This window comes from Pseudomonas sp. M2(2023), from assembly GCF_030263955.1.
Classification (GTDB): domain Bacteria; phylum Pseudomonadota; class Gammaproteobacteria; order Pseudomonadales; family Pseudomonadaceae; genus Aquipseudomonas; species Aquipseudomonas asiatica.
The window spans coordinates 4,367,134-4,389,782 of the sequence record NZ_CP127114.1 but is presented as its reverse complement, the minus strand read 5'-3'; the positions used below and the strand labels follow the sequence as shown (position 1 = coordinate 4,389,782).

General features: G+C 64.7%; 22 protein-coding genes. 9 read left to right on the top strand and 13 right to left on the bottom strand.

Annotated features, from left to right (window positions below; translation table 11 throughout):
- Positions 1–33: 33 nt before the first annotated feature.
- Positions 34–1,128: an iron-sulfur cluster carrier protein ApbC gene (apbC, locus tag QN085_RS20190; RefSeq protein WP_015271554.1), complete on the top strand. Its 1,095-nt coding sequence runs from the start codon at positions 34–36 to the stop codon at positions 1,126–1,128.
- A gap of 185 nt (positions 1,129–1,313) precedes the next feature.
- On the opposite strand, the gene QN085_RS20185 is transcribed toward apbC, so the two are convergent.
- Complete coding sequence (locus tag QN085_RS20185) at positions 1,314–1,523, bottom strand: cold-shock protein (protein WP_003254922.1); 210 nt, start codon at positions 1,521–1,523, stop codon at positions 1,314–1,316.
- 328 nt (positions 1,524–1,851) lie between these two features.
- On the opposite strand from QN085_RS20185, the gene dcd reads away from it, so the two are divergent.
- Together dcd and QN085_RS20175 are read left to right on the top strand one after the other, a co-directional pair.
- Positions 1,852–2,418, top strand: a complete 567-nt coding sequence (dcd, locus tag QN085_RS20180) for a dCTP deaminase (RefSeq protein WP_003258001.1) — start codon at positions 1,852–1,854, stop codon at positions 2,416–2,418.
- A 93-nt stretch (positions 2,419–2,511) separates the two neighbouring features.
- Entirely contained in the window at positions 2,512–2,739 is a 228-nt protein-coding gene (locus QN085_RS20175) for a hypothetical protein (protein ID WP_003254918.1), read from the top strand.
- A gap of 10 nt (positions 2,740–2,749) precedes the next feature.
- Here the strand turns inward: QN085_RS20175 and pdeM are convergent, their stop codons facing one another.
- The 7 genes from pdeM to QN085_RS20140 all read right to left on the bottom strand — a co-directional run bounded on the left by pdeM (position 2,750) and on the right by QN085_RS20140 (position 13,923).
- Complete coding sequence (pdeM, locus tag QN085_RS20170; RefSeq protein ID WP_041505634.1) at positions 2,750–3,403, bottom strand: ligase-associated DNA damage response endonuclease PdeM; 654 nt, start codon at positions 3,401–3,403, stop codon at positions 2,750–2,752.
- A complete protein-coding gene (locus QN085_RS20165; RefSeq protein ID WP_013973945.1) occupies positions 3,400–5,853 on the bottom strand; it encodes a ligase-associated DNA damage response DEXH box helicase in 2,454 nt (817 codons plus the stop codon). The genes pdeM and QN085_RS20165 overlap by 4 nt, the downstream gene beginning before the upstream one ends.
- Positions 5,854–5,920: 67 nt before the next feature.
- Positions 5,921–7,036 (bottom strand): succinylglutamate desuccinylase/aspartoacylase family protein, encoded by a 1,116-nt coding sequence (locus QN085_RS20160; protein WP_041505635.1) that lies wholly within the window; start codon positions 7,034–7,036, stop codon positions 5,921–5,923.
- 223 nt (positions 7,037–7,259) lie between these two features.
- Positions 7,260–8,918 (bottom strand): ATP-dependent DNA ligase, encoded by a 1,659-nt coding sequence (locus QN085_RS20155; protein ID WP_041505636.1) that lies wholly within the window; start codon positions 8,916–8,918, stop codon positions 7,260–7,262.
- Entirely contained in the window at positions 8,915–9,931 is a 1,017-nt protein-coding gene (locus QN085_RS20150) for a ligase-associated DNA damage response exonuclease (protein ID WP_023660940.1), read from the bottom strand. The genes QN085_RS20155 and QN085_RS20150 overlap by 4 nt, the downstream gene beginning before the upstream one ends.
- A 106-nt stretch (positions 9,932–10,037) precedes the next feature.
- A complete protein-coding gene (locus tag QN085_RS20145; protein ID WP_041505637.1) occupies positions 10,038–12,479 on the bottom strand; it encodes a penicillin acylase family protein in 2,442 nt (813 codons plus the stop codon).
- 103 nt (positions 12,480–12,582) lie between these two features.
- Positions 12,583–13,923, bottom strand: coding sequence for an aminotransferase-like domain-containing protein (locus tag QN085_RS20140; RefSeq protein ID WP_041505638.1), 1,341 nt, complete (start codon positions 13,921–13,923; stop codon positions 12,583–12,585).
- A 154-nt stretch (positions 13,924–14,077) separates the two neighbouring features.
- On the opposite strand from QN085_RS20140, the gene QN085_RS20135 reads away from it, so the two are divergent.
- A complete protein-coding gene (locus QN085_RS20135) occupies positions 14,078–15,274 on the top strand; it encodes an MFS transporter (RefSeq protein ID WP_013973939.1) in 1,197 nt (398 codons plus the stop codon).
- Positions 15,275–15,328: 54 nt separating this feature from the next.
- Here the strand turns inward: QN085_RS20135 and QN085_RS20130 are convergent, their stop codons facing one another.
- From QN085_RS20130 to QN085_RS20115, 4 genes are read right to left on the bottom strand one after another with little or no spacing between them, the layout of a single operon-like run.
- Entirely contained in the window at positions 15,329–15,526 is a 198-nt protein-coding gene (locus QN085_RS20130; protein WP_003258907.1) for an SEC-C metal-binding domain-containing protein, read from the bottom strand.
- 7 nt (positions 15,527–15,533) lie between these two features.
- Positions 15,534–16,019, bottom strand: a complete 486-nt coding sequence (locus tag QN085_RS20125) for an LEA/WHy family protein (protein WP_015271543.1) — start codon at positions 16,017–16,019, stop codon at positions 15,534–15,536.
- Between the two features lie 2 nt (positions 16,020–16,021).
- On the bottom strand, positions 16,022–16,498 hold the full coding sequence (locus tag QN085_RS20120; RefSeq protein ID WP_015271542.1) for a YchJ family protein: 477 nt from the start codon (positions 16,496–16,498) through the stop codon (positions 16,022–16,024).
- Between the two features lie 2 nt (positions 16,499–16,500).
- Positions 16,501–16,995: a DUF6231 family protein gene (locus QN085_RS20115; protein ID WP_039614762.1), complete on the bottom strand. Its 495-nt coding sequence runs from the start codon at positions 16,993–16,995 to the stop codon at positions 16,501–16,503.
- Positions 16,996–17,154: 159 nt separating this feature from the next.
- Between QN085_RS20115 and QN085_RS20110 the strand changes: the two genes are divergently transcribed.
- The 4 genes from QN085_RS20110 (at position 17,155) to QN085_RS20095 (ending at position 19,781) form a co-directional block, all read left to right on the top strand.
- Positions 17,155–17,847 carry a PA1041 family peptidoglycan-binding anchor lipoprotein gene (locus tag QN085_RS20110; RefSeq protein WP_003258902.1) on the top strand — a complete coding sequence of 231 codons (693 nt, stop codon included), beginning with the start codon at positions 17,155–17,157 and terminating at the stop codon, positions 17,845–17,847.
- 89 nt (positions 17,848–17,936) lie between these two features.
- Positions 17,937–18,656, top strand: a complete 720-nt coding sequence (locus QN085_RS20105) for a PA1041 family peptidoglycan-binding anchor lipoprotein (protein WP_023663399.1) — start codon at positions 17,937–17,939, stop codon at positions 18,654–18,656.
- A gap of 98 nt (positions 18,657–18,754) precedes the next feature.
- Positions 18,755–19,030: a DUF1145 domain-containing protein gene (locus tag QN085_RS20100; protein ID WP_023663398.1), complete on the top strand. Its 276-nt coding sequence runs from the start codon at positions 18,755–18,757 to the stop codon at positions 19,028–19,030.
- Positions 19,023–19,781: a hypothetical protein gene (locus tag QN085_RS20095; RefSeq protein ID WP_024087646.1), complete on the top strand. Its 759-nt coding sequence runs from the start codon at positions 19,023–19,025 to the stop codon at positions 19,779–19,781. Before QN085_RS20100 ends, QN085_RS20095 begins: the two co-directional genes overlap by 8 nt.
- Before the next feature lie 118 nt (positions 19,782–19,899).
- Here the strand turns inward: QN085_RS20095 and QN085_RS20090 are convergent, their stop codons facing one another.
- On the bottom strand, positions 19,900–20,364 hold the full coding sequence (locus QN085_RS20090; RefSeq protein WP_003258897.1) for a CopD family protein: 465 nt from the start codon (positions 20,362–20,364) through the stop codon (positions 19,900–19,902).
- A 98-nt stretch (positions 20,365–20,462) separates the two neighbouring features.
- Between QN085_RS20090 and dinG the strand changes: the two genes are divergently transcribed.
- A complete protein-coding gene (dinG, locus tag QN085_RS20085; protein ID WP_013973931.1) occupies positions 20,463–22,607 on the top strand; it encodes an ATP-dependent DNA helicase DinG in 2,145 nt (714 codons plus the stop codon).
- Positions 22,608–22,649: the final 42 nt, after the last annotated feature.

The window sequence follows — 22,649 nt, the reverse complement described above, 5'->3', positions numbered from 1 at the left end:
TGTTTTACATTCAGTTTGCCATTGGGAGTCTCCATGAGTGCCGTCACCCGTGCCGCCGTCGAAGGCGTGCTTCGCCAGTACACCGACCCCTACCTGAACCAGGACCCGATCAGCGCCGGCTGTGTGCGCGCAATCGATATCCAGGGCGGCCAGGTCAGCGTGCAATTGCAACTGGGTTATGCCGCAGGGCTGTTCAAGAACGGCTGGGCCCAGGTGCTGCAGACCGCCATCGGCAACCTGGAGGGCGTCAGCAGTGCCCAGGTGTCGATCGACTGCGTGGTGGCTGCGCACAAGGCCCAGGCCCAGGTGCCGGCAATGGCCAACGTCAAGAACATCATCGCCGTGGCTTCGGGCAAGGGCGGTGTGGGCAAGTCGACCACCGCGGCCAACCTGGCCCTGGCGCTGGCTCGCGAGGGCGCGCGGGTGGGTATTCTCGATGCCGATATCTATGGCCCCAGCCAGGGCGTGATGTTCGGCATCGCCGAAGGCACCCGCCCGCAGATTCGCGAGCAGAAGTGGTTCGTGCCGATCAAGGCCCATGGCGTGGAAGTCATGTCCATGGCGTTCCTTACCGACGACAACACGCCGATGGTATGGCGTGGCCCTATGGTTTCCGGCGCGCTGCTGCAGCTGGTGACCCAGACTGCCTGGGACGACCTGGATTACCTGGTGATCGACATGCCGCCGGGCACCGGAGACATCCAGCTGACCCTGGCGCAGAAGGTACCGGTTGCCGGTTCGGTGATCGTCACCACCCCGCAGGACCTGGCCCTGCTGGATGCCAAGAAGGGCGTGGAGATGTTCCGCAAGGTCAACATCCCGGTGCTGGGCGTGGTGGAGAACATGGCCGTGCACATCTGCTCGAACTGCGGCCATGCCGAGCACCTGTTCGGCGAAGGCGGTGGCGAGAAGCTGGCGAGCCAGTATGGCGTCGACCTGTTGGCGTCGTTGCCGCTGTCGATGCTGATTCGCGAGCAGGCCGATAGTGGCAAGCCGACGGCGATCGCCGAGCCGGAAAGCCAGATTGCGATGGTCTATCAGGAGCTGGCCCGCCAAGTGGGCGCGCGGATCGTGCTGCAGGAAGCTGCTGCGCCGGCGATGCCTAGCATTACCATCAGCGAAGATTGACTGGCAGACCGAGTCGCCTGCTTCGCGGGTAAACCCGCTCCCACAGGTACAGCGCAGACTTCAAGTACCGCGCTATCCCTGTGGGAGCGGGTTTACCCGCGAAGAGGCTGACTCGGTCTTTCGACCAGGCATAAAAAAACCCGCCGGAAGGCGGGTTTTTTGAAAGCTAGGAAGCTTCGATCGACTTAGGCGATCTGAACTTCTTCAGCCTGCATGCCTTTCTGGCCGCGGGTAGCGACGAAAGTAACAGCCTGGCCTTCTTTCAGGGTTTTGAAGCCGTCAGCTTGGATGGCTTTGAAGTGCACGAACAGGTCGTCGCCCGACTGAGGGGTGATGAAGCCGTAGCCTTTCTCATCGTTGAACCACTTAACAACACCGGATTGACGGTTGGACATTTTTCTGTCTCCTTGGACAATTTGATAACGGTCAGGAAAAACCCTGGCCGGGACTGAGCGCAAAGAGAGCAGAAAATTCAGCGATGGGCCGATCAGGATCGTGCATCAAACTAGAGATTCTCGGTGTCACGTGCAGCACAGTGGCGCCACCTTACCCCACTTTCCGCAACCTGCCAATGGTCAGAAGGCGCTTTACGCAAATTCGGATCGACGGCGGCTGAAGCCCCCGCCCGGCGCGGGATGAGGCATGGAACTTTAACCTGGGCGCCGGGACCGGTAAGATGCGCGTCTCGAATTTCCACCTCGCAACTCTTCAGGACACCCCGCCATGAGCATCAAATCGGACAAGTGGATTCGCCGCATGGCGCAGGAACACGGCATGATCGAACCGTTCGTCGAGCGCCAGGTGCGCGGCGAACAGGACAGCCGGGTGATCTCCTTCGGCGTCTCCAGCTACGGCTACGACGTGCGCTGCGCCGACGAATTCAAGGTGTTTACCAACATCAACTCGGCCACCGTCGACCCGAAGAACTTCGATGCAGGCAGTTTCGTCGACATCAAGAGCGACGTGTGCATCATCCCGCCGAACTCCTTCGCCCTGGCGCGTACCGTCGAGTATTTCCGCATTCCGCGTGATGTGTTGACCATCTGCCTGGGCAAGAGCACCTACGCCCGTTGCGGCATCATCGTCAATGTCACCCCGCTCGAGCCCGAGTGGGAAGGCCATGTGACACTGGAGTTCTCCAATACCACCACGCTGCCGGCGAAGATCTACGCCAACGAAGGTGTGGCCCAGATGCTGTTCCTGCAGTCCGACGAAGAATGCGAAGTGTCGTACAAGGACCGTGGCGGCAAGTACCAGGGCCAGCGCGGCGTCACCCTGCCGCGTACCTGAGCCGACAAGCGCGGGGAATTCCCCGCGCCTTTGGCACTCCAACTGGATAACGCCGGTACGCATGACGCGTAGCGGCCTTGCCAGGAGCAGCCAATGAAACTCCACCCCGCAATCAGTGCCAAGCTGGCAGGCCTGCAGCCCAACCACGTCGGGTTGCTACCATGGTCACTGCTGGCACACCCGCTGCCGATGCAGGCGGGGGGCGTGCCCCACCAGCCTGACCCGGATACCCCGCAACCGCCGGAGCCTGGTGAAACACCACCCATGGAGCCGGGCGAGCCGACCCTGCCGGACGAGCCTCCACCGGCACCTGTAGCTTGAGTGATCCGGGCTAGAGCGGCCAGACGCGGTCTGCACCGGTCAGGAACACCCGGCTGGCGCCCGTGGGGGCGATTTCCCAACCCCCGGTAAATTCACCGAACGCCGGCAGCAGGCTGACCTGTCCATCGATCAGGAAGCAGGGCAATCGCAGGCGTTGCCGAGCCTTGCCGCGCAGGATGAATACCGGGTGTACGTGCCCTGCCAACACCGGTTGGGTCGGGTGGGGGTGGGGTTCGTGTTGTAGCGCAAAGGGTTCCAACAGCCAGGGTTCGCTCACGACTTCGATACCGAGTGAGGCGGGCGGGTCACCGGCGCTTCGATCGTGATTGCCGCGGATCAGCACGATTTTCAGGGTTCTGTGGCGCTCTCGCCAGGCCTGCAGCGTTGCCAAGGTTGCCGGCGCCTGCGCTGCGCGCGCATGCAGAAAATCGCCAAGAATGATCAGTTGCTCGCAATCATGCCTTGCCAGCAATGCATCCAGGCGGGCGAGTGTCGCCTCGGTAGTGCCGCGCGGTACCGGTTGGTGCAAGGCGCGATAGCTTGCTGCCTTGCCGATGTGCAGGTCGGCCACCAGCAGGGCGTGACGGGCTGGCCAGTAAATGGCCTTGTCCGAAAGCAGCCAGAGCACTTGGCCATGGTGTTCGATGGGTAGAAGGTTGGTCATTCCGTAGCGTCCGCCGCACTGTTCAGCTCCGCGACCATCCTCGCAATCCGGTCCGCCAGTCTCTCGGTGCTCAACGTTTCGCGCATGCCTTCCACCAGCAAGGCAAATGCCAACGGTCCGGGCCGCTTGAGTGGTCGCAGTTCCAGCTGTAACTGCCCCATCTTCAGCAATTGCCGGTGCAACCGCTCGATCTCCAGCTCCTCATTCAGCACCTCGTCCCGTGCCTGGGCCAGCAGCAGGTTGCCGGTGTCATGCTTGCGAAATACCTCATAGAACAAGCCGCTGGAGGCCTGGATCTGCCTGAGGCTTTTCTGCGCCGCCGGATACCCGCCAAACACCAACCCGGCAATTTGTGCGATCTCGCGAAAACGACGCAACGCCATTTCTCCTGCGTTGAGGCTGGCCAGTACATCATCCAGCAGGTGTTCGGTACCAAGTGCCTGCGGAAGGTGTGTGGCCCAGTCCACGTTGCCCGGGCTGAGCAGTTCGAACCCGTAGTCATTGACCGCAATCGAAACCGAAAGCGGCTGCACGCGGCTAACCCGCCAGGCGATCAGGTTGGCCAGGCCAAGGTTGGCCATGCGCCCGGCGAACGGATACAGGAACAGGTGCCAACCCTGGCGCGACTTGAAGGTTTCTGCCAGCAGCGTTTCGGGGGTGGGCAGCGCCGACCATTGCGCCTGCAAGGCCAGCAGGGGGCGTACTGCTCGCATCTCCGGGCTTTGAAAGCGCCCTTGGGATGCTGCGCCGAGCTGCTCGACCAGTGCGTCGGCCAGTTCGCTGGAGAGCGGCATGCGGCCACCATTCCAGCGTGCAACCGCTGCCTTGCGCGCGGTACTGCGGCGTACGTAGGCCGTCATGTTTTCCACGCGCACCAGTTCCAGCACTCGCCCGGCGAACACCAAGGTGTCGCCAGGGCGCAAACGGGCAATGAACGCCTCTTCGACGCTGCCCAGCGCCTTGCCCCCACCACCCTTGCTCCAGTACTTGAGCTGCAGGCTGGCGTCGCTGACGATGGTACCGATACTCATGCGGTGGCGACGTGCCAAACGTTCGCTGGCAACCTTGTACGTGCCGTCGGGCTGGCGCTCGACGCGCTGGTAGTCTGGGTAGGCGCTGAGTGAGCTGCCGCCATGGCAGACGAAGTCCAGCGCCCATTGCCACTGGCTGTCACGCAATTCGCTGAAGGCCCAGGTACTGCGCACTTCGGCCAGCAACTGCTGCGGGTGAAAGCCGCTGCCCAAAGCCATGCTTACCAAGTGTTGCACCAGCACGTCCATGCACAAGCGCGGCGAATGCCGGGCTTCGATGTGCCCGGCTGCCAGGGCGTGCCTGGCGGCGGCTGCTTCCACCAGTTCCAGGCTGTGGGTGGGCACCAGAGTAACCCGGGAGCGCCGCCCCGGCGCATGGCCGGAGCGCCCGGCCCGTTGCACGAGACGGGCAATGCCCTTGGCGGAACCGATCTGCAGTACTCGCTCCACGGGCAGGAAGTCCACCCCCAGGTCCAGGCTGGAGGTGCAGATCACTGCCTTCAGGTTGCCTTGCTTGAGGCTGCGCTCGACCCAGTCACGGGTATCGCGGGCCAGTGAGGCATGGTGCAAGGCAATCAGCCCGGCCCACTCGGGGCGTACCTCGAGCAGGGCCTGGTACCAGAGTTCGGCCTGCGCCCGAGTGTTGGTGAAGACAAGGCAACTAGTGCTGGCATCTATCTCCCGGCTGACCTGATCGAGCATCTTCAAACCCATGTGCCCGGCCCAGGGGAAGCGCTCGATGGCCGTTGGCAGCAGGGTATCGACCTGCAACTGCTTGTCCTGTCGGCCTTGTACCAGCAGGCCGCCTTGTGGCAGCAATACGTCCAGCGCATGTTGGAGATTGCCGAGGGTCGCGGACAGGCCCCACGTCGGCAGGCTCGGGTGCCAGTGGCGCAGGCGGGCCAAAGCCAGTTGCAGTTGTACCCCACGCTTGTTGCCCAGTAGTTCGTGCCATTCGTCCACCACTACCAGGCGCAGTGTGGCGAAGTCTTCGCGAGCTTGTGCCCGGGTCAACAGCAGCGTAAGGCTTTCAGGGGTAGTGACCAGTACGCTGGGCAGGCGCCGTGCTTGCCGGGCACGTTCGGCACTGCCGGTGTCGCCGCTGCGAATGCCCACGCTCCAGGGCAGGCCCAGGTCGTCCAGCGGCATTTGCAGTGCGCGGGCGGTGTCGGCGGCCAAGGCTCGCATGGGGGTAACCCACACCACCTGCAAGGGTGCAGCATGACGCCCTTGGGCTTCGGCCTTGAAGGCCCTCAGTGCGGCGAGCCATACCGCGTAGGTCTTGCCGGCACCGGTACTGGCATGCAGCAAGCCGGATTCGCCCCGTTCCACGGCGGCCCAGACACGGCGCTGGAAAGCGAAAGGCTTCCAGCCACGCTTGGCGAACCAGGCCTTGGCGAGGTCGGTGGCGGCGGGCATGGGGCATAGGGTCCTTCGGTGGCTGTGTTTCTACAGACAACCAGCCAGGCGCAATGGTTTTACCGGATCAGTTTGCCAGCAGATAGCCGCTGCGGCACACCTGCTCGCCTGCGACGTGGGCGATGACCATGCCTGCGGTAGCCATGCGCCGTACGTTACGTGCATACAGCAGGCCGGGCTGGCTGTTGCGGATGGCCGTCACCCGGTCGCTGAGCGGGTCGATGACTTCAGCGATCAACTGGCCCGCCTCCAGGTGCTGGCCTGGCCGGGCGTGGTACACCAGCAACCCGCCCAGTGGCGTTATCACCGGTTCTACTGCGGCCAGCGGCGTGGCCGTGCAGCGCAAGGCGGGCAGGGCCGGGCTTGCGCCTTCGATGACCCCCGCATGGGTAAGGAAGTCGAGGATCGCCTGGCAGTCCTTGCTGGCCAGGTCGTGGCTGACATCGGCCTGGCCGCGCAGCTCGACGGTGACCGAGCAGCAGCCCAGCGGAATCGGGAACCGTTTGCCGAAGCGTTGCTGCAACTGCCACCAGACCAGGCTGAAGCATTCATCGAACGACTGCCCGCCAGAGTCGGTGGCAAGCAGGCTGGCTTGGGCACCCAGGTAGCGGGCCAGAGGTTCGATCTGCGGCCAGGCGTCTGGCGTGGTGTACAGGTGCTCGACCGCCTCGAAGTCGCAGTGCAGGTCCAGCACCATGTCGGCATCGCAGGCAAGGCGCTGCAATATCAGGCGTTGGGCCTGCAGCGGTGTGCGCGCCGGGTGTGCGTCCAGCCCCCGCCGCAGGTATTCGCGGATCAGCGCGAGGTTGTGTGCCGGGTCTTCGGTCAGGTGTTCTTCGATCTGGTCGCCGATGCTGTCGGAAAGATCGACGAAGTTACGGTTGAAGTTCTCGCCGCTTTGCAGTTCGAAACGCCCCAGCGGCGCGTCCAGCAGCACCTGTTCCAGGCCGACCGGGTTGGCCACCGGCACCAGGATGATCTCGCGCTGCAGGCGGCCTTGCTGTTCCAGTTCACCCAGGCGGCGCTTGAGGTGCCAGGCCACCAGCATGCCGGGCAGCTCGTCGGCATGCAGCGAGGCCTGGATATAGACTTTGCCGCCACCGCGAGGTCCGAAGTGGAAGCTGTGCAACTGGCGGGTGATGCCCGGAACGGGCGAGAGCAGGTCGTGAGTTGAATGGTGCATGGTGGTCCTGGGTGCGTGGCGAAAACGGTCTGCGACACGGGGCGGCACACAGATAGAAGCACAGTTTTTGGCCTTGCGCCTGCATCGGTGCCCTCCTGGCCACCGCGCTGGCTTCTTCGCGGGTAAACCCGCTCCCACAGGGATCGCACAAAACTCAGCTTTTGTGCATGACCTGTGGGAGCGGGTTTACCCGCGAAGAAGCCAGCACGGTCCAGAAATTGTTTCAGGCCAGCAGCGCCTGCAATGTAGCCAGGTCATCCGCTTCTTCCACTGGCTTGTCCAGCCGCCAGCGCAGCATCCGCGGAAAGCGCACGGCGATGCCGCTCTTGTGCCTCCTGGACAGGGCGATGCCCTCGAAGCCCAACTCGAACACCAGCGTCGGCGTCACGCTGCGCACCGGCCCGAAGGTTTCAACCGTGGTCTTGCGGATGATGGCGTCGACCTTGCGCATTTCTTCGTCACTGAGCCCTGAATAGGCCTTGGCAAAGGGGACCAGTGCCCGACCCGGCGTACCGGCTGGCGCGTCCCACACGGCGAAGGTGTAGTCGCTGTACAAGCTGGCCCGCCGGCCGTGGCCGCGCTGGGCATAGATCAGCACGGCATCGACGCTGAACGGGTCGATCTTCCACTTCCACCAGGTGCCCATGTCCTTGGTGCGCCCCACGCCATACAAGGCCTCGCGCTGTTTCAGCATCAGCCCTTCCACCCCCAGACTGCGGGACTGTTCGCGCTGGCAGGCAAGGTCGGCCCAGTCCCGGCCTTCGAGTAGAGGCGAGAGCAACACCGGGGCCAATGGGTGCTCCTCAAGCACGTGTTCCAGCTGCTGGCGGCGTGCATGCTGCGGCCGGCTGCGCCAGTCCTCGCCTCGCCATTCCAGCAGGTCGTAGGCCTGCAGCACGACCGGTGCGTCGCTCAGCAGCTTCTTGCCCAAGGTCTTGCGTCCCAGGCGCTGCTGCAACAGGGCAAATGGCTGCACGGCCAGCTCAGCCGCTGAGCCACCAGGTTTCCAAACCAGGATCTCGCCATCGAGCACGACACCGTCGGGTAACGTCTGCGCCAGGCTGTGCAATTCGGGGAAGCGTTCGGTGACCAGTTCCTCACCGCGCGACCAGACCCACAGCTGGCCTTCGCGCTTGACCACCTGGGCACGAATGCCGTCCCATTTCCACTCGATTTGCCATTCGCTCGGCGGCCCGAGCAGTGTATCTAGCTGTTCGGTTGATACCTGCAGGGGGTGGGCCAGGAAAAACGGGTAGGGCTGGCCGCCACGCAAGCTATGTTCATCGTCTGATTCCGGGGCTATCAGCCGTTGATAGCTGGCTGCCGTCGGGCGGTGGCTGATGTCGGTGTAGCCAACCAGGCGCTGGGCCACGCATTTGGCATCCAGCCCGGCCAGTTGCGCGAGGGCGCGAGTGACCAACAGCTTCGATACGCCCACGCGAAAGCTGCCAGTGATGAGTTTCAGGCAAAGCATCAGGCTGGGGCGGTCCAGCTGGGCCCAAAGAGGCGGCAGGCGTTGCTGGATCTCCTCGACTGGCAGGCCGCGCAATGGCAGCAGATGGGCTTCGACCCAGCGGGCGAGGCCGTTGTCGCCAGGGTGGTGGCTTTCCGGTACCAGCAGGGAAATGGTTTCGGCCAGGTCGCCAACGGCCTGGTAGCATTCCTCGAACAGCCAGTCAGGCAGCCCCGCCAACCTGCCGGCCAGCTCCCGCAGCACGCGTGTAGGCACCAGTTGGCGAGGGCGGCCACCTGCCAGGAAGTACACCGCCCAGGCGGCATCCCCAGCCGGGGCGGTGCTGAAATATTCGCGTAGCGCCGTGAGCTTTGCAGTGCTGGAGGTAGTCGCATCCAGCCTCAGGTACAGCTCGGCGAATGCTTTCATGCGTCTGGCTCCGCGGCTACCACGTCATCTTCCTCGCCGTACTCGGTCACGAAGGCGCGGGCATCGAGGCCCTGTTCGATGAGGTAGCGCACCAGCACATTGACCGAGCCATGGGTGACCATCACGCGTTCTGCGCCAGTCTGGCCGATGGCCCAGAGCAACCCCGGCCAATCGGCATGGTCCGAGAGCACGAAGCCTCGGTCTACCCCGCGCCGGCGGCGGGTGCCGCGCAACAGCATCCAGCCACTGGCAAAGGCATCGCTGTAGTCGCCGAAACGGCGCATCCAGCTGCTGCCACCCGCCGAAGGCGGTGCCAGGACCAGTGCCTGGCGCAGCAGCGGGTCGTTGCGAGGGATATCGCCGACATAGCGCGTTTGCGGAAGGTAGACGCCAGCGTCCCGGTAAACCCGGTTGAGCGGTTCGACAGCGCCATGCACGAGGACTGGGCCAATGTTGGCGTCCAGCCCATGGAGGATTCGCTGGGCCTTGCCGAAGGCATAGCAGAACAGCACGCTGGCTTTGCCCTGTTCGCAATTGGCGCGCCACCAGGTATTGATGCCGGTGAAGATCTCGCCCTGGCTGGGCCAACGGTAGATGGGCAGGCCGAAGGTCGATTCGGTGATGAACGTGTGGCAGCGCACCGGTTCGAACGGCGTGCAGGTGCCGTCGGGCTCCACTTTGTAGTCGCCGGAGGCGACCCAGACCTCGCCCTGGTACTCCAGGCGCACTTGCGCCGAGCCCAGTACATGCCCGGCTGGGTGCAGGCTCAGGGTTACGCCATGGTGCAGCAGGCGTTCGCCGTACGGCAGGGTTTGCAGGTCGATGTCCTGGCCCAGGCGGCTGCGCAGGATGCCGGCGCCTGGGGCGGCGGTGAGGTAATGGCGGTTGCCGACGCGGGCATGGTCGCCGTGGCCGTGGGTGATGACGGCACGCTCCACTGGTCGCCAGGGGTCGATGTAGAAATCACCGGGCGGACAGTACAGGCCTTCGGGGCGGGCGATGACGAGGTCCATGGCATGGGCGCTGGCTTGGAGTTACCAGTTAGGAACCATGGTAGATGCGGGAAGTTCGACTGGAGATGGTTGGGGCTCAAAGTGGCCCCAACAAAGGCGCCATTGTTTATTTCCCAGGCACCAACGTCAAACGCTGGTTGCCATAAGCTCGCCCGAAGTTCTGCTGCTGCAGTGGCAGGCTCATGAAGCGCCCTTGGAACCAGGCATCCAGCCCATCGCTGTAATGCGTGCTGGCCGGGTTGCCGGACTGCCCGCTGCTGGTCAGCACCTGCAACGGCTCGGCCTGGCCGAAGTCGACGATCATCCGTGCCGAGGCCGGCAGGCGGGTGTCGAATTCGCTGCCCCAGGCATATGGCGTCAGGGCCAGGGTAGTGAAGTCGCCACCGGCAGCCAGCGGCGGGCGACCGAGGGCATCGCCCAGGCCATGGTAGGCCGGTGCAGGCCAGCGGTACTGGTGCAGCTTGCCCCACTGCCAGGCGCGGCGGTCGGCGCCCAGTTGCGCGATGCCGGCATCCACCGCGCCCGCCAGGCTGCGGGCGAGAATGGCCGGCTTGTCTTCTTTCTGCGGGGTGCTGCGGTCATCCCAGAACGGGCTGTCGTCGCGGCCCAGCAGGTGGTCAGCCTGCGCCGAGAACGACAACCGCGCATTGCTGACGAAAGCCTGCCAGGCCGGGCCGGATTCCGGGCCCAGGTCGTCGAGGAAGGTTTGCCGGGCCACTTCCTGGAGGAACAGTTCGTACAGTGCGGCATCGGCCGACACCGGGCTCAGGCGGCCATCGAAGGCCTTGAGCCGGGCCAGCGCGTCGCGGGCATTGTCGCGCTGTGCGGCGGGCAGGGCGTCGATCGCCTGCTTGAGCGGCTGGGCCATGCCCGGGGCGTCGAACATCTGCTTGAGCTTGTCGGCCAGCAGGGTGGTCTGGTCGTTCTGCAGGGCCATCAGGCTGCGGCTGTCGTGGCGGCCATTGCCGGCCAGCTGGGCCAGGCGCTCGGCGCGCTCGGGGTAGTACCAGGTGCTGGACAGCTGCATGCCATAGCCACGCGGCAGGCTGCGCTGGTTGGCGTGGCCGATCCAGCCCGCGGGTGGGTCCTGGTCGTAAGGGTGCAGCATCGGGTCGGCATAGCCGTCCCAGTCGTAGCGCCCGTCCCAGCCCGGCGACGGCAGCAGGCCCTGGCCTTCGCGACGGTTGGGGTAGCGGCCACTGACTTGCCAGCCGATGTGCTCAGGTTCGGCGAAGACGAAGTTGAGGGCGGCGGCGGTCACTTCACGGGTGCTGTCGAAGGCACGCTCCACGCTCTTGGCACGGGTCAGGTCGAACAGCGCATCCAGGCTGCGGTCGCCCTTGAACTGTGGCAGGTTCAGCGCCAGGCCCAGGCTGGCATTGCCTGGCTGGGCCAGCAGGGTGCCGTGGCGGGTGTCGTACAACACCTCGCGCAGCGGGCGCTGGCCGCGGACGAAGAAGGTTTCGCTACGGGCGCGGGCCGGCAGCCATTTGCCGTCGGCCAGGTAGCTCAGCTGGCTGCCCTGGTGGCGCAGTTGCTCCAGGTACAGGTCCTGGTTGTCGGCCATGACCGCGCTGCTGCTCCAGGCCAGCTTGCCGTTGTAGCCGGCCAGCACGATCGGCAGGCCGGGCAACGACAGGCCGGCGACCTGGTACTTGCCGGTGTGGATCTGTACCGGGCTCAGGGCCCAGGCGGCTCGGCTGTCGCTGGCCAGCAGGCTCTTGCCGCTGCGGCTGCGCTGCGGCGCCAGGGCCAGGTTGGCCGAGCCCGGGCTGCCCAGAAGGTCGAGGTCGGCCAGCTTCTGGCTGGCGGCTGCCAGGGCTGGCAGCCCCGGCAACTGGCTGGCCAGGTTCAGGCCCTTGAGCTTGTCCACTTCGGCTTCGGCCAACGGCTCGTCCGGGGCTCCGGGCAGCAGCCAGGCCAGCTTGTCGCTACCGGCTTTCTGCGCCAGGGTCAGGGCGCTCAGTTCTTCCTGCAGGTTCACTGACTGGCTGAACGCATACAGGCTGAAGATCAGTGCCGAGTCTTCGGGCTTCCAGTATTCGGGGCGGTAGCCACTGCTGGCCAGGCCGGCGGGCAGCTTGTCGCGGTAGCGGAACAGGTAGGCGTTGACCCCGCGTGCATACACTTCGAAGAAGCGCTTGAGCCGTGGCGAGGCGTCGGCGTACTGCTGGGTGGCGCTCTGCTTGAGGTTGGCCGCGCGCATCAAACGGTCGATGTCCAGCGCGTCGCTGCCGGCCAGTTCTGCCAGGCGGCCCTGGGCCAGCAGGCGCATGGCGACCATCTGCTCGATGCGGTCGCCGGCATGCACATAGCCCAGGCTGAACAGGGCGTCATGGAAGCTGCCGCTTTCGATCAGTGGTGCGCCCATTGCGTTGCGCCGTACCGAGACGTTCTGCGCCAGGCCCTTGAGTGGCTGCACACCGCTGGTCGGCGGCACGCTGTCCTGGTAGCCGCCCGTCTGGCAGCCGGCCAGCACGAGCATGCCGAGCAGCGTGGCAGCGGTTGCGAACCGCGGGCGGAATGGAGGAAAGGCGGGGGCGGCCATGACAAGGGCTCCTGCAAGGCGTGGCGGGTTTCGAAAGGCGCTAAGGTAGTGAGCGCGCAGGCGCCGTGCAAGGTCCCAGGGCGCTTTATTTGCCAGTGCCGACTCAAACCTTGAAATGTTCGGCCACGGCGTCGGAAAAGTGCGTGCAATTGATGCGAGCAAGGCGTTGATAGTCACGGCTGACGGCGAAGGCAGAGCCTGGCATCAATAGCACCTTGTGCTGTTCCAGGCGACGCATGAAGGGCTTCAGGTCGGCCAGTTCGGGGTGGTAGACCCACAGGAACATGCCACCTTGGGGCGTTATGTCGAATTGCCAGCCACGCGCCCGCAACAACTGCTGGGTCTGCGCCTGCTGCCGGATCAGGCGCTGCTGCAGGTCTTGCATGTGCCGGGCATAGGTGCCATCGGACAAAATGGTGTTGACGAAGCGCTCGCAAAACGCCGGTACCGCCACGCAGGTCAGCAGCTTCAGGCGTGTCAGCGGCTCCATCAGCTCTGCCGAGCAGGCGATGTAGCCCACGCGCAATGAGGCGGACAGGCATTTCGAGAAGCTGCCGATGTAGATGACCCGCTCAAGGTCGTCCAGTTCGGCAAAGGTCTGGCGCACACCCGGGCTGAAGTCGCCGTAGACATCGTCCTCGACCACGAAGAATTCGTGTTCCACCGCCAGGCGCAGGACGCTGAAGGCATTGTGCGGGCTGATGTTGCCGCCGGTCGGGTTGTGGAAGGTGCTGTTGCAGAAGAATGCCTTGACCTTGTGCCTGGCCAGGTGCTCCTTCATGTCTTCCACGCTCGGTCCGTCCTGGGTTCGGCGCACCCCGACCACATGGCCGCCGGCCAACTGGATCAGTTTGATCAGGTTGCCATTGCCGGGCTCGTCGACGAACACGTGATCGCCTGGCTTGATCAACAACCGCGCCACCAGGTCCAGCGCTTGTGTGGCGCCCAGCGTAGTCAGCAACTGACTTGGCCGGGCATCGACACGGGTCAGGCGTTTCAGGTGCACGCACAACTGCTTGCGCATGGGCAGGTAGCCCTGGATGTCGCCATATTCTGCCAGCGAACTCTGCTCCAGGCGTGCCGTACGCCGAATTGCCCTGGCCAGCAGCTCGGTGTCTCGCCAGGCGGGTGGCAGCCAGCCGCTGCCCAGTTTGGTGTAGTGCTGGCCCCCCTGCAGCAACTTGAACAGCGGGTCGTCGGCCATGCCTGCGGGCGTATCCACTGTGCCGGTTTGCCGTGTGTGGCTGGCGACGAAGTAGCCGCGGCCAGGAATGGCGGTCAACACACCTTCGCTTACCAATCGGGCATAGCTGGAGACGACATCGTGGTAGCTGCAGCCAACCGCCGCCGTCAGCTTGCGGATGGACGGCATGCGCTGGCCAGGCAGCCATTCGCCGGCTTCGAGGCGCTGTTTCAACTGGTCATGAAGGCTGTGCGGGCGCATGGCGGGTCCAGCAGCTGTTAGAAAAATCAGCCTAACAGTTAACCGGAAAGCGCGTCGACTGTTCGAGCTTCAGGGCGCGGCAGGTGCCACCATACACCTGTCGGCATCTTTCCAATGCCGAATTCCACCCGTCCACCAACCGTGAGCACACGCCATGTCGAGCCCCCTTCCACGGCGCACGTACCTGTATTTCACCGCGCAATCGATCAACCTGACGACTGCGGTCATGTCCGTGACCATGGCGGCCATTGTCGGGGCGGCGCTGGCGCCTGCCGCCACATGGTCCACTGTGCCCTATGGGTTCCAGTTCCTCTGCCTGATGCTGGCTACCTATCCGGTCTCCAGGCTGATGAGCCGCATTGGCCGCAAGCGCGCCTTCATGTTGGGCTCGGTCCCTTTGGCGGTGTCTGGCATCAGTGGTTACCTGGCGGTGCAGTACCAGCACTTCCCGACGCTGGTGATCAGCCATTCGGCATTGGGCATCTACATTGCGTTTGCCAACTTCAATCGCTTCGCGGCCACCGACAATCTGGCCCAGAACCTGAAGCCCAAGGCGCTTTCCCTGGTGGTGGCCGGTGGGGTGATCGCTGCCGTGGTCGGGCCGGCGCTCACCGAGTGGCTGAGGGACGTTGGTGGGTATCCGCTGTTTTCGCTGTGCTACGCCGCTTTTGTCGGCCTGGCGGTGATGTCGTTGCTGACAGCGGCCTGCCTGCCCGGCGATACCGGCACCGCCAGTAACGACCGTGCAGCGAAACCGGCTGGCACGACCGCCGAGCCGCTGAGCCCGGTGGTTGCCGTGGCCATGGCCGTGGCCGCGCTGGGTTACGGGATCATGAATTTGCTGATGATCCAGGCGTCCATGCACATGAAACACATGCATGAGGACTTTTCCGACGTTCGCCTGGCGATTCAATGGCATGTGATTGCCATGTTTGCGCCGTCGTTCTTCACCGGCGCCATCATCCAGAAGCTCGGCATCAGGGCCACCATCTGTCTCGGCCTGTGCCTGCTGATCGGTTGCACGGCCATGAACATGTGGTCGCACAGCTACGCGATGATGACCTTGTCACTAATAGCCTTGGGCCTGGGTTGGAACCTGACCTACGTGGGCGGTGGGGCGCTGTTGGCGCAGACGCTGCAAAACAGCCCGGCAGCGATGCAGATGCAGGGGAAGAACGATCTGGCCATTGCGGTGTTCGCGACCATTGGCGCATTCAGCCCGTCGCTGTTGCTGGGTACGGTCGGTTGGGATGGCACCAATGCCATTTGCATGGCCCTGTGCATCGTGCTGCTCATGGCCACCGCAGGGTTGCTGCAGCGCAAGGTTTCAGGGCCTGCCAGGGCCAGCTAGGCCCCGGCTACCCACTGCGCGGCCCGCGGCAGGGACGCGCAAGCGCTGTTCAGGTCAGGCGCCGTGGCACTTCTTGAACTTTTTCTGGCTACCGCACGGGCACGGGTCGTTACGGCCAACGTCCTTCAGGGCGTTGCGTACCGGCTCCTGGTGGCCGTGGTTGCAGTGCGGGCCGTGTACATGGCCATGATCGTGGTGGTGATCATGATCGTGGTTGCAGTCAGGGCCATGAACGTGGGGTTGCTGGGACATTGCAGGGTCACTCCGGTTTGTAATCGCCGGGGATTATCTCACCACTGCGCGACAAGTGCAGGTCCCGATGGATGAGCAACCCGGTCGCCAGCTCGCCCTGCAGGCTGTAATGCAGTGGTTGTTCGCTTTTCAGCAGCTTGGCCAGCGGTTTCAGGTGCTGCCACAGGTTGGTCCGTGCGGTGATCTTGAAAGTACGCCGGGCATGCCCGCCGACACTGCGCCACACGCTGGTTTCATCCTGCACCAGCAACAGGTCGTTGAGGCGTATGGCATACGACAGGTTGCGGATGAACAGGCGGCTGTCATTGGGGTTGTCGATTCGCAGATGCAGCACGAACTCCTGCTCCAGCAACCTGGCCTTGACCGTCTCCACCTCGACCAGGTGTACCTCGGGTTCGCGCCAGTCGTCACCGCCCCAGCTGGCGCAGCCCGCCAGCAGTGCGAGCCATGCCATCAGGGTGGCGAGCAGCAGCGGGCGGGTGCGGGCGATCATGGTCAGCTACCCACGTAACTGGCGCAGCATTTCTTGAACTTCTGGCCGCTGGCGCAGGGGCAGGGGTCGTTGCGCCCGGCCTTGAGCCCGACCGTGGGGTCGATGAAGTACCAGCGCCCGGCGTGCTGGACGAATGCCGAGCGCTCGCGGTGCTGATGGTCACCCTCCTGGTCGTGCCAGCGTGCAGTGAAGGTGACAAAACCGTGCTCCGGCTGGCCGCCCAGCACCTCTGCGCTTTCCACCTCCAGGCCCAGCCAGGTGCTCTGGGCGCTCCAGGCGGCCATGGCGGCACGGTCCAGGCCGGCTTGCTGGGCCGGCAGGGTGGTGGCCACCAGGTAGTCGACCAGGCCCAGCACGTAGGCACTGTAGCGTGAGCGCATCAGCGCCTGGGCATCGGGCGCCGGGGTGCCGGCGTGGTAATGCCCGCAGCAGGCGTCGAGCAGGTTGCCACTGCCACAAGGGCAGACCGAGACACTCATCATCACCACCAGTACTTGCCGAAGTTTTCAGGGTTGGCCCAGAACTTGGCATTCAGCCAGTCCGGTACCTGCTTGTAGTCATGTAAATCATAGGTGAACAGGCTCAATACCTGCTGGTCACGGCGGAATTTCTCGCTGGCCGACAGGGCAAGGGCAAAGAAATCGGTGTCCTGCCAGCCACAGGCGGCCAGGTCGGCCAGCACCGCGACCCGGCTGGCATTGAGGTTGCGAATGCCACCGAGCAATTCCAGGCCGGTGCGTTTTGGCAGGTGCTCCAGGCAGTCCACCAGTACCGCCAGGTCAAAGCGCTGGGCTGCCAGTTCGGCCGGCAGCGGGCCTGGGGCGGACATGGCGATGGTTACCTGTGGGTGCGCCTGGGCGAAGGCGTCCAGCGCCGGAAAGCGCGTGCCCACCAGCAGCAGGCGTTGCGGGGTGAAGCGCTCGAGCAGGGCCGCCAGGGCCTGCTGCGGGGTGCGCTGGGAAAAACCGTCGGTCATTGCCAATCCTCGTTGAAGTCGTCCAAGACTAGCGGGCCGCAGCGTGCGGGCAAAGAGGCATGTGACTGTGTCGTGGCTTATTGGTGGCAGGGATCAGATGCTCGGTCTTTACTCCCTGAAATCGGCCTTATGCCGATTCCCCCTAGGAGAAGCAATGAAATGAGCATAGTACGCACAGCGATACCCCTGGTTCTGCTCACCAGTGTGTTGACTGGTTGTGCAGGTTTGCAAAAGACCGACTGGCCGAAATGTGCCGCCGTCGGGGGTGTAAGCGGCGCTGCCCTGGGCGCCATCGAGAGCTCCAGCTGGGCTGGTTGGGGCGCGTTGCTGGGCGGTGGCCTGGCGGCGGGCTATTGCTGGGCCCATGGCGATGGCGACGAGGATGGCGACGGCGTGCCGGACAGCCGTGACAAGTGCCCAGGCACCCCGCGCGGTGTGCAGGTCGATGCCAACGGCTGCCCGCCGGAGCCGGCCGCGGTGGTCGAGGAAGTGGTGGTGCAGAAGGAAGAAGTCATCGTCATCCGCGATGTGCACTTCGAGTTCGACTCTGCGCGCCTGACCGCCAGCGACAAGGAGCGCCTCAACACCATCGCCACGCGCCTGAAACAGGAGGCGCCGTCCGCCCGCCTGAGCGTCAGCGGCCATACCGACAGCGTCGGCTCCGACAGCTACAACCAGAAACTGTCCGAGCGCCGTGCCCACTCGGTGACCGATTACCTGGTCGAGAGCGGTGTGCCGCGCAGCAGCTTCGTGTCGGTGGTCGGTGCTGGTGAAACCCAGCCGGTGGCAGACAACGCCACGGCCGAGGGGCGTGCCATGAACCGCCGTACCGAGATCAAGATCCAGCGGTAGATCGGCGTGCGCCCGTGCCTTGAGCAGTGGTACGGGCGCGTCTTCACGGCGGTCAGCCGTCCGTGGCCAATGACACAGGAGCATTCAGCATGAGTGTGACGTCGAAGGCGGCGCTGCCGCTGTTGGTGGCTGCCAGCCTGCTAGCGGGCTGCGCCACCCACAGCGATGGCAGCGCGCCGCTCAACCAGAGGACCTGGCCCATCTGCAGCCTGCTCGGCGGCCTGGTCGGTGGTGGCCTTGGTGCCATCGAAAGTTCGAGTTGGGCGGCTGGCGGCGGTGCCCTTGGCGCCATCGCCGGGGGCCTGATCTGTTACGCCCAGGATGGCGACGAAGATGGCGACGGCATTTTCGACCGCCGCGATCGTTGCCCCGATACCCCCGCCAACACTGCGGTCGACCACATGGGTTGCCCGTTGAAGGTGTACCCCGCATCGCCGCCTGCCACTGAACCTGAACCCTCGCCGGAGGTGATCATCCTGGATGACAACGGCGCGGTGATGTTCGCCTTCGATTCCGCCGAGCTGACCCCTGCGGCCCAGCAGCGCCTGCAAGGCCTGGTGGCAAAAATCGATTCACCGACGGTGGCGAAAGTAAGCGTGATCGGGCATACCGATAACGTCGGCTCCGACAGCTACAACCAGGCACTTTCCGAACGCCGCGCCAGCAGCGTGGCCGTTTACCTGATCAGCCAGGGGCTGGAGGCGGGCAAGGTCACCAGCCAGGGGCGCGGCGAGAGTGAACCGCTCACCGACAACGAAAGCGAGGAGGGCCGCGCCCGCAACCGACGGGTGGAGCTGCACCTCAACTGAGTGGTGCTGGCGCCTGTCCTGGCATTGCAGTTAATGTTGGTCGCACGGCCCGCTCGAACGGGCCGTCTCGACATAACAGCAATCCATGGGGGCGGGATATGAGGTTCATCCTGGGCTTGGGCAAGGTCCTGACAGTCGCTTTCTGGGGTGTGGTGTTGTTCAATCAGTTGATGCCACAACCCTTGCCCTTCAACCTGCTGATCAACGCCGCCGGCATCACCTTGCTGGGCCTGCACCTGCTCGAGGTGCTGTTCTTCAATGGCAGCCTGCGCGGGCGCAGCCACCGCTGGTTTGATCGTCTGCAGATCCTGTTGACGGGTATCTTCCATGTCATGTCCATCCCCCGTGTGCAGGAGGCGCCGCGAAATGCGTAATCTGATGTTGCTGGCCATGTTGGCCGCTCCCCTGGCCCAGGCCGAAAGCCTGGAGGTTGCTGCCAATTCCATGCTGCGCCTGCCCGACAAGTCTGCCAGCGTGCACCTGGCACAGTTGCGTGTCGCCGATGCCGCAACCCTGCTGCTGCCTGCCACGCTCGCGGAATTGAAGGTCGACCAGCTGGAGCTGGGGCGCGATGCGCGTATCGCCATTGCGCCGTCCGATAGCCCGTTGCTGATCGAGGCGCGCAGTGCGCGGCTGGGTGAGGGTAGCGAATTCAGTGCGCCGGGAGCGGCGGGTACTTACCAGCGGGGAGCCCGGTCAGGCCGCAGCCTGGACCTGAAACTGGCTGAAGTGGATGCCGAGCGCCTGGCCATCGATGCCCGTGGCGGTGCCGGTGCGCCGGGGTACGTGGGGCTGGATGGCGCCAACGGTCAGGCCGGTGGCTGCACCTGGGGCCAGGCCAGCCGCGGTGCCAACGGCGATGACGGCGGCAACGGGCACGATGGCGCGCCGGGTGGGCGCATCCGCCTGAGCGTGCCGCAGGGCTTCCCGCAGGAACGTATCGTGGTGCGCCTGGACGGCGGCGCACCGGGCAAGGCCGGGGCTGCTGGCAAGGCCGGCAAGGGCGGGGCTAGCAAGGGTTGCCTGGTGTACCGCACAGACGCCGGCGCCAACGGCCGGCCGGGGCAGCCGGGCCAACCTGGGTTGGCCGGCGCTGCAGGTGAGCTGATTCTGCAGCGCTTGTGAAAACCTGTACTGGCCCTATCGCCGGCAAGCCAACTCCCACTGCGACCGCATCGGCTGCAAGCCATGTGCAGTACCTTTGGGAGCTGGCTTGCCGGCGATAGGGCCGGTGCAGGCAATATCAGAGCATCAACCGCGAACTGGCCACGGCTACCACCGCCAGACCGAGCAGCAGGTTGATCCCCACCATCCGCCGAATCCGTCCCAGCACTGCCGCACCTGCCGGCCAGTCCTCGGCCTGCACTGCCGCCCTCAACTCCGGCAGCAGCAGCGCCTGGATGCGCATGAACAGGGCAAACATGGCGATGCCCCCACCGATCATCACCTGCACATATTTCGGTGCAGTCTCGAAGCCGCTGAAGCGCATGTGCAACATGCCGATACCACTTATCGCCAAAATCGCCACGGCCAGCCAGACCCAACCGAAGAAGCGTCGGAAAACTTCCACCCACAAGCGCAGCCGGGCAGGCCCTTCAAGGGCTGCAACCGTTGCCGGGCGCAGCACCAGCCAGGCGAAGAACATGCCGCCGACCCACACCAGGGCGGCCAGGACATGCAGTGTGTAGGGCAGGGCAAAGGCAAGCATCCGGATCTCCATGCGGCATAAAGGGCAATAGCGGGGTATGATAGCCGCCCCATGCGAAACACTGAAAATATATCCAGCCCTCCGGGCGCCTGCAGACCATGATCAGCAACGAACTCAAAGCCACCATCCAGGGCGCCTATACGCGTTTTCTCGAAGCCAAGAGCCTCAAGCCGCGCTATGGCCAGCGCCTGATGATCGCCGAAGTGGCCAAGGTGCTCGGCGACATCGCCTGCGACGAAGAAGGCCGCCGTGCCGGCGAGCCTGCCGTGGTGGCAGTGGAGGCGGGCACCGGTACCGGCAAGACGGTGGCCTACAGCCTGGCTGCCATTCCGGCCGCCAAGGCCGCCGGCAAGCGTTTGGTGATCGCCACCGCCACCGTGGCGCTGCAGGAGCAGATCGTCTTCAAGGACCTGCCCGACCTGATGCGCAGCAGCGGGCTGAACTTCAGCTTCGCCCTGGCCAAGGGCCGTGGCCGCTACCTGTGCCTGTCCAAGCTCGACATCCTGCTGCAGGAGGGCCACGCCCAGTCGGCCACCGCCCAGCTGTTCGAGGAAGAAGGCTTCCACATCGAAGTCGACGAGCGCAGCCAGAAGCTGTTCAACAGCATGATCGAGAAGCTTGCCGGCAACCGCTGGGACGGTGACCGCGACAGCTGGCCCGAAGCCTTGGAAGACCAGGACTGGGCGCGCCTGACCACCGACCACAGCCAGTGTACCGGCCGTCATTGCCCGAACTTCCAGCAGTGCGTGTTCTACAAGGCCCGCGAAGGCATGGGCAAGGTCGACGTGATCGTCACCAACCACGATATGGTGCTGGCCGACCTGGCCCTGGGCGGCGGCGCGGTATTGCCCGACCCGCGCGACACCATGTACGTGTTCGACGAAGGCCACCACCTGCCGGACAAGGCCATCGGCCATTTCGCCCACTATTCGCGCCTGCGCTCCACTGCCGACTGGTTGGAGCAGACCGCCAAGAACCTGACCAAGCTGCTGGCCCAGCACCCGCTGCCCGGTGACCTGGGCAAGTACATCGAGCAGGTGCCGGAGCTTGCGCGGGAAGTGCGCACCCAGCAGCAGTTCATGTTCACCCTGTGCGAGCAGGTTGCCGACTTCCGCCCCAGCGAGGACAACGAAGGCCGTGAGCGCCCGCGCTACCGCTTCGAAGGCGGCGTGGTGCCGGAGCAGATTCGCGAAGTGGGCATCGAGCTGAAAAAAGGCTTTGCCCGCCTCAACGACCTGTTCACCCGCTTGGCCGACCTGCTCAAGGAAGGCATGGACGGTGAGGTCAACATCGGCATCGCCAGCCACCAGGCCGAGGAGTGGTATCCGCTGTTCGGTAGCCTGGTCACCCGTGCCCAGGGCAACTGGGAACTGTGGACGGCCTTTACCGCCGAAGATCCGGAAGACAGCCCACCCATGGCCCGTTGGCTGACCCTGGCCGAGAGCGGTGCGCTGTTCGACATCGAAGTCAATGCCAGCCCCATCCTGGCCGCCGAAATGCTTCGCCGCAGCCTGTGGAGCGTGGCACATGGCGCACTGGTGACCTCGGCGACGCTGACTGCGCTGGGCAAGTTCGACCGCTTCCGCATGCGCTCGGGGTTGCCCCGTGACGCGGTCACTTGCGTGGTGCCCAGCCCGTTCGTGCATGGCGATGCCGGCCTGCTGCGGGTCCCCGACCTAAAGGCCGACCCGCGCGATGCGGCGGCGCATACCGCAGCGATCATCCGCGAACTGCCGAACATCGTCGAAGATGCCCGTGGCGCGCTGGTGCTGTTCTCCTCGCGCAAGCAGATGCAGGACGTGTTCGATGGCCTGGACCGTGACTGGCGCAAGCTAGTGCTGATCCAAGGCAACCTGTCCAAGCAGGAAACCCTGAACAAGCACAAGGCACGGGTCGACGACGGCCAGCACAGCGTGTTGTTCGGCCTGGCCAGCTTTGCCGAGGGTGTCGACCTGCCGGGTGCCTACTGCGAGCACGTGGTGATCGCCAAGATTCCCTTTGCCGTGCCTGATGACCCGGTCGAAGCGGCGTTGGCCGAGTGGATCGAAGCTCGCGGCGGCAACCCGTTCATGGAAATTGCCGTGCCCGATGCCTCGCTGCGGCTGATCCAGGCCTGCGGCCGCCTGCTGCGAACCGAACAGGACCGCGGTGTTATCACCTTGCTTGACCGGCGCCTGGTCACCCAGCGCTACGGCAAGGCTATTCTCAATGCGCTGCCGCCGTTCCGGCGGGAGATTTCCTGACCGCCGGAGCACACTTGCTCCGGCGCGTTGTCCATTACTCAG